Below are 11,849 nucleotides of genomic sequence, written 5' to 3'. Positions count from 1 at the left end.
TTATCTCCCCTCCTTTGTTATTACTTCAAAACTTAAATCTGAACATATAAAATTTTTATAGTTTCCATTTTCATCAATTATATTTTCTATTCTTATGTTTTCATTTTTCTCTAGCTTATTTATTTTTATATCTTGTATAGCTTGAAACCTAGGATTTAAATCCATTATCTCTAAAATTGATTTATTAAGCTGAAATTCTATTTCTCCATTATCGATAAAACTTTTTCTCTCTTCTTTGAGTTCCTTAATATTTATCTCTCTTGACTTTATCATTTCTACCATTACTTCTCTAAAAATCTCTACTGTAGGTAAAAGGTTAGTTTTTGTGATTTCACTTATTCGCGTAAGCTCAGCTAGATTTTTTAATGTTATTTTCCCATTATCTAATGCTAACTCTAATATAGTACTTATAACTACATTGCATTTTTCTATCCTTTCCTTCTTTTTCTTATTAATCCAATCTTCACTTTCATCTTCTGCAAAATTTAGTAATGTTTCATCATTTTCTTTTGGGATTTCTTTTATAAGTGTTTGATATGTAAATGCTTTATTTATATTGTAACTCTTTATAGGCTCCTTTAAGAAAAGAGGAGCTAAAAATCTATCAATGCTCCCTATAAGTTTAGGATTTTCCAATATCTTATTGTATAGTTCTTTTTTTAAATCAAATCTTTCAATAAGAGACATCTTAGATATGTTTTCAAGTTCTTGTCTGTATATTTCTTTCAAATCATAATGCTTTAATAAAATTTTTTGTTCTTCATCTATTGTTCTGCCTAAATACTCATTTATAACTCTTAAATTTTTTAGATTTTCTTCTTCTTCTTCAGTTAAGTCTCTGATATTAATTTCCTTATTTTCAAATTCTTTAATGTTATCTTCAATTGATTCTCTATGCAACTGAAACTTTTTATTGCTGTCTCTTAATATTTCTAAATTTCCTTCAGTAATTTTCTTGTATTCATCAACAGAGTAACTTAATGGAAGTTCTTTTATTCTTCTAATATCCTCATCCATATTTTCAATTCTGCTTTTCATATTTCTAAAGATATCTTTTATATCATCAACTGCTTTTTCATATGAAGCTTTTTGTAAATGTAACTTGAAAATTATTTCTTTTATAGTTATCTTTAAACTTTCTTCTACTTCTAAAGTTGATAAAATAAGCTCATATCCATCCTCACTGATTCTATAAACTACACGTCTTACATCTTCTATATAATCAATTTTATTCTTCAAAAAGCTAATATTTATATCTTCATAATCACCCTTTTTAAAATTCATGGCTTTAAAATACATAGCTTTTCCTTCGTTACACAATACTGTATTAACAATAAATTCTGCGATTTCTTTACTATCTTCAAAGGTAATTTGTTTTTTGTAATATACGTTATTCACTTCATCTATAAAAACAGCTATATCATCAATTGTGCATGGCTCTTCTTTTAATGATTGCTCCATTATAAATACCAAAACTGAAATTATTAAATTATCTTGTTCATATCCCTCTGTAAAACCATACTTATCCAAAGTTCTTTTAGAAATACTATTTCTAAATAATAAAGAATAAGCACCTATTTTTTTCATACGTTCATATTGCTGATTTAAAAAATCTAACTTCATTCTTCCTCCATCAAATCACATATATTTAAAATTTCCTGTGGAATATACAAATTATTCTTTAATATTTCTTCTATTTTGACCTTGTACTTTTCACTAAATTCTTTGATAAATTCTCCTTTTAGATTTCTGTTTTGCCCTTCCTTAGTTTTAGGTAAATCGTATTTTTCATCTATTGCCTTATTTATCATTTTTTCATATCCTACATTAAAAAGCCGAATATCGTATTTATCTTTATAGCAAAAAAGTAATCCTTCATATATTAATATTCCTTCATAATCTAAATCACCAAAATAATAAAGAACATTATCTCTATTAGAAAGATAATTCTCTACAGAGATTTTATAATCTTTAAAAGTCTTTCGAATATTTTTGCCACCACCATAAATAACTGTACTTATGTCAATATCAAAAATACTATTCTTTGTATTTATTAAGTATTTCCTCATAGTATAAAAAGTATCTTTGTTTTCCAAGATTAATATGTTTTGAGGTTGTTTCTTAGACTTCGAATAATATGCCAAAGGTTCTGAAGTGTCGTAGTAATTTAGAAGCTTTAAATCCACCTTCAAATTTTTTAATATAGTTTTCCCTTTTTCCTTCTGGATAAACTTCTCCCTACCCCATATCTGAAAAGATCTTTCATTCATTGATACTGCTCTATTTAATAATTGTACCTTATTCTTAAGAAAATCACTTAATTGTAATATGTATTTTCTATTCTCTTTATATTTATCAAGGTTGCTTTTATAATATGAAATATCCAATTTGCTGTATATTTTAAAATTTAGCTCATCTATAAACTCGGAATTATCTTTTTCTTTCTCAATTAATTTATATCTAGAATATAAAGCAGGCTTTTTACCGTTTCCACCACTAGCTTCAATAGGTTCTATTTCATTTTCTTCTATCAATCTATTAATTAATTTATACAACTCCAAATATTCCTTTATGTTATAGGTATCTTTTATTTCATCTAAAGTTATTTTCTTCTTTTTGAATTTATCAGTTAACTTCATACATTCACCTTCTTTTAATTACAAGCTACATCTATACAAATATTACACATATATGTTATTAATCCAATATTTACTTAAATTATACCATCAGATTTTTATTATAAATAGTTAAAGATTCCAATAACTTTATAATTTGCTCCAACTTTAACTTTTATATTGGATTTTCGTAACATGGATGAAAACTTTAAAGTCGTAATAATAATTGTTCCTTAGGTGTTTTAATATTACGGCAATAAAAAAAGACTAACAGCTTTTTATCAGCGTTAATCTTTTAATATTATTTCTGCTTTTACTATGTCGTCATGTGATGCTATCCTAGCTTTTTAATGAAATCCGTATAAGTCCCCATTTTATCAGCATATTCTTGAGAATATCATTAAACAAGCTCTCTTTTTATCTCCAATAAATAATTCTTTCTTATGATAGAAAAATAATGAATCAGCCTACTTAAATTTAAGCTGATTCATCCCTTACTATATCATTGCAATTATGCACTATTCTTCAACATTAACTTTAATGGATCTTCAATAAATTATTTAATATTATTTTTCTAGATATAAAATACCGTATTTTAACCCTATCTATTTATTAACTTTAGAATTCACATAATCTATGTCTTCCTTTAAAGCTTCAACTTCATCATCACTTATATTGTTAAAAATATCATTTTGAACAAGTAATTTATTCATTTCTTCTAACTCTTTACCCAATGAATTAAGTACACTTTTTTCATGTCTTGCTACTCTTGCAAGTACTGTACTATATACTATTAGAGATTCAATATTATTTAAATTTAATTCATTATAAAACTCAACAAAACATCTTCCTGCAGATTGCCCAATTGTATATTTTTCTTCTAAAATATTTTCATAAAATGTTTCTGTAATTAAGTATTTTAATTTATAATAGTTAATCATTTTTTACACCTCTTAATTTAATTTATATATAATCTCAACTTGAATATTAGGATATTTTTTCATAAATTGTTCTATAACATATTTGCAACTAGGACAAGGATATAAATCATCTAATCGCTTAAAAACAATGAACCAGCCTACTTAAATTCCGACTGATTCATTTCATCTTTTCACTATATTATTGCAATAATGGATTGTATTTAGCTAATCTTTTATAATATATTGATGTGACCTTTATATTACATATTCATATCCTTCGACCAATTTTAAAACAATATTTTTTTCATACTCATCAAGGCTATTATAGCAATCTAAATCTTCTTCATTAAAACCTAGTTTTAATAATGTCGCAATAGCTAAATGTCCGATTGTATAAACTCCAATCAAAACATGTGAACTTTCCCTATAATCACTTATCTCTATTAACCTTTTTATTATACTATCTGTTTTATATTGAAGTTTAACAATTTCTTTCATTGTATTACTTAACACAAAAACATTATTTATTTCTAAAAATTCTTGAAGTTGTTCATTAACATATTCTCCTTCTTGAATCTTTTTTATTATTTTACTATTACCCATTCTATTTATCACTCCTTGAATAAATTAAGTATACTTTCTCGTTCTTGTCTATAGTTTTCCCATAATTGCGAAGATACATCTTTCAAACCTAGTTCATCCGCAATTTTAATTTCTTTCATATATGCACGTAATTCCTTTATCACTCTAGGATTTTGTTCATATAACTGCCTCATTCCTGGTAATCCACTAGCTAAATCATCTAAATAATGTTGATATTCATGTATCAAGGCACTCATTGATGCGTTTTTATCTATTATCAACTGTCCTGGTTCACCTGGAACCAGCCCTGGTGAATACGCCATTGTACCATCTCTATATACTATTTCTACCCCATTATCCTTCATAGCATTTATTAATTTATTCCACTCTGCAGGATTAGATTTAAGCCCTGAACCTAAGACATCTCTTATTGGATCTGCTGGATTTTTTCTATAAAAATCTTTAACTTCCTCAGCACCACTACCACCCTTAACCTTCTTAAGAAGTACCATCTGCGCTATAAGTCCAGCTGTATACCCAGTACAATAAGCTAATCCCTTTTCATCCTTTGCATCAGAAACCTGCTGAGCTATTCCTTCAACTATAATAGAAGGGTCCTCAATGGTAGCCTTTATCATTTCGTTATCCTTATAAAAGTCTTCTTCCGCTCCCTTAAGCCAGTCTGGAGTATCTCCAGTTACCTTAGATATTACAACGGCTACGGCACCTACAGCATATACAAAAACACCTTTAACTAGTCCAACTAACCCTTTAATTAAATCTTCTACTGATTTTATCACTCCGTCTACGAAGTTTCCTACCATTTGAGAAAAATCTATAATTCCATCAACTATTCTTTCCCATGTAGTTACATATCTCGTATATGTTTCATGAGCTCTGCTGGCATAATTATTGTCCATCTCTTCATAAGGGACTACCTTACTATTAAATAGATTATTCATATAATCTATTTCGGAATCAAATCCACTCTTATATGAATTTATTATATCCCAAATTTCCTCTATTTTTCTATAATTTCTTTCTTGATTTTCTTTTTCTTCTTTACTGTCCGAGAAACTTGGAAAACTTCTATAAGTTGAAACATTGTATCTCATAATTCCTATTGCAGTACAGGCACCTATTATTGACTGCATATTCCACCATATATCATCTCTGTCTACTCTCATAAGAGCCCCATAACTCATTGGATGTATTATTTCTGTCATTTCATCATGGAAACCACTAAAAAGTTTATATAAATCTTCTAATTCTCCCTTGCAGGCACTTATGTCTCCCTTTAAATCTTCATGCTTACTTATTAGTGCCGCTACAGCTTCTCCGCTGTTTTCAGTCTCAAGCCTGCTATTTATATTATTTAATGACTCTTCCATGGTTTCAATTGCTGATTTATATGTAGCTATTTTATCCCTTAGATCTCCTATTACCCCGTAATTTACTTTTATATCACTTATCACATTTCATTCCTCCTAAGCTACTTAACATAATGCACAGCGGAATGAAAAAAGGACACAACATCTCTTTTTAAAACAAAATGAGTTTCTCCCACTTTATTAATCAATAGATGCTTGTCCTGTATATAATAAGTCTTTGTTTCTTTATTATTTAACTTAAGCATACTATATCTCCATTCATCTAAATTTTATTCTTTGATAAATTCAATATCGTTTGCCTAATTATAATTTCCTAGTTTTTCCCAATCCCTTTGTCTATTTTACTCTTATATCTCAATTTTGTAAATATATTTCACTTTGTATTAATTTTTTACTGGGAACCCTACTCCAAATGCAGTTCCTAAAGATATGCAAACTGAATTTGGATAATCTAAAAATGCATTAGCCATTGCAGTTCCATCATGCACTAGTTTTATACAAAAGCTTTTTTTAAGTTTTTCATATAATACAGAAGACAAATATTTTTCACAATCATGGGCTATTAACCTTAGCTTTCCGTAGCCTCCCCTATTTACAAATGCTCCATTTCTAACATAATTAGCTATGTTAATTACTATAGTATCACCTATATTATCATTTTCTTCTTCTTTTGCAATTTCTACTGTATCTAGAATGGTATTTAGAATGTGTTTGTGTAAATTACCTGCCTCATTTCTTTCTTCTTCTATATTTTTAAAATTCCACTCCACATGTTTAGATAGAACCTTGGTTAAATTTCTAATATCTCTAACTCCACTATCATCAATTTTCACTAGACTTCTCTTGATAAAAGTTTGTCCACAATCAAAAATCAGATATGTTTTTCCCTTAGAAACACCTTTAATATATGCTGCGCAACCTTTTATCCCAATATTAGATGAGTCTTTAATTAGCATAATATTATAACTCTTTTCACCAGAATCTTTAAATACCTTTTCTATATAATATTTAAAACTTTCACCTATATTTGAACTAGCAAGTCCACCTACTAAAATTATGTTCTCTATAGTGCTCCAAAATTCCCATTCTTTATCTCCCCAATCCTTTCTCTTAAGTCTATTCTCATTTTCTGCTTTCTTTAAAGTTAGCAAAATAACTCCAAGACTTTCACCAAATAATCTAACAATGTTATTTGCTTTTTTCTTAACTAATAAATCATCACTTTGCAATAGATTATCTAAATACTGTGGGAACATCTTTTCCTCTAGATTATTAATATCTAACTTTAAATCTTTGGAATTTTTCTTGATTTCATTTATAAATAGTTCAGTAGAAAATATGTCCATTGCAGTTTTACCTTGTAAGTCTTGTTTTACTTTATTTGTTGGCATTTTCTCAATAAACAATTTATTTATAGATACATTTGAAGATAAATATCCACCTTCCATAAAAGGATTATTCATATTTATTCCTCCTTAAATTCTTTCTTATAATAAATCTATTCTCTATTTTTTAATATTTCACTAAGTTTAACACTATATAAATGCCTTTTTAAAATCCCTTTAGATATGCAATATGTCAAAATTGAAATTACAAACATTATTAAATAACTTAATAGCTTAATTTTTACAAACATATAACTTTGTACATGTGCTACAAGCTGAGGATAAATTTTATTAAATATAAGTGTAGAAATAGGTAGACTTATAATCATTGAATATATTTTCATTATAACCAAAACAATGAAAATAACAATAAGATAAGTGCTTTGGAAAGTAGAAAAGGCTACGCCTTTTTATCAGCGTTAGCCTTGATTATTGCTATGATTCAAATTTTTTCACTTTTAGAAAGTTCTTTCTGTCGCAATTCTCAATCCTTTAACGCTGTAAGTATACGATTCTTAATTAAAATTTTGCTTATTCTTTTTCTAGTGCACTTTAATATAATAAACTCATAATCTTTATAGATAACTTTATCATCTACTTCTGGATATGATTTTAGTTGTGAATATACCCATCCACCTATAGTATCAATATTTTCTTCTTTAATTTCTATCTCTAATAGTTCATTTATATCTTCAATATGAACTTTTCCGTCTACTATATAATTTCCATCTTCCTTTTTGTTGATCTCATCCATTTCTTCATCAAACTCATCTTGAATTTCACCAACTATTTCTTCTAAAATATCTTCAATAGTCACAAGCCCAAAAGTTCCACCATATTCATCAATAATTATAGCCATATGAACTTTTTCATTTTTAAATAACTTTAACAACTCACTTATTGACATAGATTCTGGAACAAATTTAATTTCTCGAATAATATCCTCTATATTTTGATTTTCCCCATCTATTTTCATTTTGTATAATTCTTTTATATGTACAAAACCAAGAACATTATCTTTACTCTCTCTACATATTGGATATCTAGTTAATTGTTCATCTAAAGTATATTTTATAATATCTTCAAAAGAATCTTCTATGTAAACACAGGCCATATCTGTACGAGGAATCATTATATCTTTTACTGTTGTCTCTGAAAAATCAAATATGTTATCTACAAAAGTCAATTCAGTTTTATCTATTAATCCATGCTTATAACTTTCTTCAACTAATAACTTTATTTCTTCATCTGTATGTGCTGCTTCATGTTCATCCACTAAAGAAAATCCAAATGTTTTCAAAATTAAATTAGTAGTATTGTTAAAAACCCACATTATTGGATACGTTAAATTATAAAACATAATTAAAGGTAGAGATGTGTACATTGCCACCTTTTCTGCAGTTATAATAGCTAAAGATTTAGGTACTAACTCCCCAAGTACAATATGCATAGCGGTTATAATGGAAAAACCTAAAACAAATGAAATCGAATGTACAGCACTTTCTGAAAGATTGAATAGATTAAACAGTGGCATTAACATCTCTGATACCGCTGGTTCTCCAACCCATCCTAATCCTAAAGATGCTAAGGTTATTCCTAATTGACATCCGGATAAATATGAATTCAAATCATTAACGATCTTTAAAGTATATCTAGCACTTTTATTCCCTTCAAGCACTAATGTTTCTATTCTAGATTTTCTTACTTTTACTACAGCAAATTCAGCAGCAACAAAAAAACCGTTCATAAATACAAGCAAAATGACAATAACAACGTTTATAAAAACAACCATTTGTTCATCTTCCTCCAGAGTAATTACTATAATTAATATTTTCTTATTAATAAATAGTATTTTCTTATATAATAAAAATATCCTTAAACTAAGCCTATTAAAACTATATTTTTATTATTCTAATAGCAACTTGGTTTTTGTACTGAGGTTTGCTAAATTTATCGCTAAACTCGATGCCTCCTGCGGTAACTTTAGATTCACCCTCCGCCTCACTTGAAGCAGCTCCTTTTGATTCATTAGATATATAAGGTGAAACTGCACTAGCTTTAGCAGAACCTCCAAAAGTGACCATAAAGCCTAGTATATTTTAATCTTCTCAAGGTATTTCTACTTGCAAATATCTTCTCTACCTAATATTTTACCAATAACTTCACCAGTATCAAATCCAATTCATTTATCATGCCTATTTGCTCCTTTCTTTTGATTATATAGAAAAAAGACCAACGCCTTTTATCAGCGTTAGCCTTCATTATTACTATGATATATATTTGATTTTTACTTTTGTTACTACTTACTGCATTATTGAAATTCTGTAGTCAGCCATTGTTTACTAATCTAATCTTGCAGTTAATCAAAATCAGCTTTTGAGTATTGATCTGCTCAACTCTAGAAGTATTGCAGTTAGTTTTGTTAGTGTTTTGCAGCAAAATATTTCCAATCCACATTTCAATTAATCAATTATATCTACACCTATATTTTTTAATTGTTTTTTCATATCCCAATCTGCTGGTTTCATTTCTTTGCAAAACCACTCCCCTCCTGCTTCAATCCACTTCTGTCTGTATCTGATTATATTAGCCTCACTAGTATCCTCATACCCAAACTCCACACCACAGCAGTCACAAATATCAAATGAAGGTATTTTACCATCAATACCACGTGGTGGTTCATCTAAATTGGGGTAGCCACACACATGGCAAGTATACTTATTCATTTTTCGGCCTCCTCTCAAATCTAATAGTCAAAGACATCTTGCCTTAATAATTACAATCTGGTCCATTCCAATAGTCCATATTAGTCCCCTGCCCATGGATGTTAGGGTCCAGCTTGTGATATGTCCTTATCGTCCCATCTTTAGTAACTATGCTAAACTCATTTGTTGTTGTATTAAATTTCAATATATCACCATTTGAACTAGTTCTAGTCAGTACATCTTTCCCAGTTGAATCTATAAATGTATTAGCTTTTTGTAAATATTCATCTTGTGTAATATTCCCAAACTCGCCTTGTCTTGTTACATGCTTATCAAAATGCTTATCGAACTTTTTCTGGTCACCAAATTTGTACTTTGGAGCTTCAGCCGCCCCCTCGCTTGCCTCAGCTTCTGCTGATTCATTAGGGGTTGATCCATTTGATATATAAGGTGAAACCGCACCAGCTCCAACAGAACTTCCAAATGTACTCATAAAGCCTAGCATATTGTAATCTTCTTCAGACATTCCTAGCTTTTCTGCCATATCTTTTATTGGATTTGTATGAAATGTTGAATCTATAACCTCACCAGTTCCATATAGGAAGCTAGATACACCTAATGCAAGTAATCCTATTCCAGCTATACGTCCTCCAGGTACAGGTGCGCCCATTGCTCCCCCTCCAGCACTCATTGATTCAATTCCTACAGCCATAGCTATTCCACCTGAAAGTAATTGTTGAACATTAATTTGTTTAAAAAAGTTTACTGCCGCATCTTTATTTTGATTTGTCACCTGAATTATCTCATTAACTTTTTTATGCTGATTCATAAGATTAGTATATCTATCCTTTATATTACTCCAATCATCTTTAAGAGATTTAATCCTTGAAGCAATATCATTTTTAAACTCATCTGCGACTGACAAAAGTCCTTTAGCAACATCTCTAACAACACTTCCTATCCACTTAAGACCACCCCATACAGTATTTGCTGCTTGTTTAATTCCATTCAATGCACTGCTTGCTATATCCTTAGCAACATTCCATGCCTTACTTATCCATTCAGTCCAATGTCCATTTTGGTCATCATACACCATCGGATTATTAACACAATAAGTATATAGATTTAAACTTAACGGATCTTTGCTATTTCCTCGGAAGCTATCTTCTTGAATAAATCTTCCTTCACTTGGATCATACATTCTTGATTGAAGAAAATAATAATCTGCTTCCTTATCATAAAAAGTATTTTCAATCTCATTGATTAAAATATCTTTTAAAAATTATAAAAGACTCTTTCCTACTATATTTTATTCATTCTCATTAATCGTCTTTCAGCAATTCTTTTTTCAACCCTTAATCCCTCTATCATATGAGAAATAGCATCTTCTTTTATTTTATGTTTTTCAATAACTTCAACCCCGCCCCTTTCATTTATACAAAAGAATTGCCAACCATCTTTTGTTTCGAGAATACCAATTTGATTTTCTACTATATCAATTCCATCAGATGTTATCTTTTTATACCTATCCAACTCCTCTTCTTCAATTATTTTTTTGCTTCTTCTATCCTCATAAATATTTTTCTCCTTACTTTATTATTTTTAGCAATCCTAATTCTTCTAAGATATCTACTGGTAATGGAAGCTGATATTGAATTCATATTCCACCTGCTACTCAGTCTTCTACGAATTGTAAAAGACTTCAATAAATAACTCTTTCTATTTATTGAAGTCTATATAAAATTTCTTGAAAAATTATAAGATTTCTATTCCATAATCCTTAATATTTCTTTCATTTTCAAGTTGCATAGCCTCCCATAATCCTTCTGTTAAATTTTCTCCTTCATACTCCTTGCGATTTTTCAGTTTACCTTCATATGTAAGAGCATCTTTCCTTAACTCTCTAATTATCTCTTTTTTATTTATACTGAATGGAGATTTTTTCAATTTTTCCATTTTTAACTGATAACTTAATACTAAAAACACTGCATATACACCTATTCCTGATTTCCATGTTAGCCATTCTAATAATGTCTTTTCTAACAATATATCTACTCTTTCATCTGGCTCATCAATATGGTATTTATATATTTCTGGCATTGCATTATCTAAATCTAACATAGAATTTCCTGGCCTATATGGATTAAATCCAAAAGAATATACTCCTCTTCCTACTAGGAAATCATCAAGTTCATTTCTCTTTATTGCAAGTAATAAACTTTTTCTATTAATATCATCTTCCATCTTTATC

13 protein-coding genes are annotated in these 11,849 nt (G+C 28.7%); all 13 read right to left on the bottom strand.

From position 1 onward, the window contains the following. Positions 1–1,623 (bottom strand): hypothetical protein, encoded by a 1,623-nt coding sequence (locus H9661_RS14020; RefSeq protein WP_143317718.1) that lies wholly within the window; start codon positions 1,621–1,623, stop codon positions 1–3. Beyond that, positions 1,620–2,639, bottom strand: a complete 1,020-nt coding sequence (locus H9661_RS14015) for a Wadjet anti-phage system protein JetD domain-containing protein (RefSeq protein ID WP_191769445.1) — start codon at positions 2,637–2,639, stop codon at positions 1,620–1,622. Before H9661_RS14015 ends, H9661_RS14020 begins: the two co-directional genes overlap by 4 nt. 581 nt (positions 2,640–3,220) lie before the next feature. Then, positions 3,221–3,556 (bottom strand): hypothetical protein, encoded by a 336-nt coding sequence (locus tag H9661_RS14010; RefSeq protein ID WP_143317716.1) that lies wholly within the window; start codon positions 3,554–3,556, stop codon positions 3,221–3,223. A 12-nt stretch (positions 3,557–3,568) separates the two neighbouring features. Continuing rightward, entirely contained in the window at positions 3,569–3,685 is a 117-nt protein-coding gene (locus tag H9661_RS19700; RefSeq protein ID WP_143317778.1) for a deaminase domain-containing protein, read from the bottom strand. Between the two features lie 105 nt (positions 3,686–3,790). Continuing rightward, on the bottom strand, positions 3,791–4,138 hold the full coding sequence (locus H9661_RS14000; RefSeq protein WP_143317715.1) for a hypothetical protein: 348 nt from the start codon (positions 4,136–4,138) through the stop codon (positions 3,791–3,793). Positions 4,139–4,146: 8 nt separating this feature from the next. Next, positions 4,147–5,592 carry a hypothetical protein gene (locus tag H9661_RS19420; protein ID WP_207729687.1) on the bottom strand — a complete coding sequence of 482 codons (1,446 nt, stop codon included), beginning with the start codon at positions 5,590–5,592 and terminating at the stop codon, positions 4,147–4,149. Between the two features lie 299 nt (positions 5,593–5,891). Further along, the gene (locus H9661_RS13990) at positions 5,892–6,971 is read right to left on the bottom strand and encodes a hypothetical protein (protein WP_191769443.1); all 1,080 of its coding nucleotides are present in this window, start codon (positions 6,969–6,971) and stop codon (positions 5,892–5,894) included. A gap of 406 nt (positions 6,972–7,377) precedes the next feature. Then, positions 7,378–8,685 (bottom strand): hemolysin family protein, encoded by a 1,308-nt coding sequence (locus H9661_RS13985; RefSeq protein WP_191769441.1) that lies wholly within the window; start codon positions 8,683–8,685, stop codon positions 7,378–7,380. A 103-nt stretch (positions 8,686–8,788) separates the two neighbouring features. Continuing rightward, entirely contained in the window at positions 8,789–8,977 is a 189-nt protein-coding gene (locus tag H9661_RS13980; RefSeq protein ID WP_143317713.1) for a hypothetical protein, read from the bottom strand. Between the two features lie 378 nt (positions 8,978–9,355). After that, complete coding sequence (locus H9661_RS13975; RefSeq protein ID WP_191769439.1) at positions 9,356–9,619, bottom strand: hypothetical protein; 264 nt, start codon at positions 9,617–9,619, stop codon at positions 9,356–9,358. Positions 9,620–9,662: 43 nt separating this feature from the next. Next, entirely contained in the window at positions 9,663–10,853 is a 1,191-nt protein-coding gene (locus tag H9661_RS19415; RefSeq protein ID WP_341480432.1) for an RHS repeat-associated core domain-containing protein, read from the bottom strand. A gap of 47 nt (positions 10,854–10,900) precedes the next feature. Next, positions 10,901–11,131 (bottom strand): hypothetical protein, encoded by a 231-nt coding sequence (locus H9661_RS13965; protein ID WP_191769437.1) that lies wholly within the window; start codon positions 11,129–11,131, stop codon positions 10,901–10,903. A gap of 222 nt (positions 11,132–11,353) precedes the next feature. After that, the gene (locus H9661_RS13960; RefSeq protein WP_143317709.1) at positions 11,354–11,842 is read right to left on the bottom strand and encodes a hypothetical protein; all 489 of its coding nucleotides are present in this window, start codon (positions 11,840–11,842) and stop codon (positions 11,354–11,356) included. Positions 11,843–11,849: the final 7 nt, after the last annotated feature.

It is taken from the genome of Clostridium cibarium, from assembly GCF_014836335.1.
Lineage (GTDB): Bacteria > Bacillota > Clostridia > Clostridiales > Clostridiaceae > Clostridium > Clostridium cibarium.
Note: the sequence above shows the minus strand (reverse complement) of the source record. Positions and strands in the feature narration are given on the sequence as shown.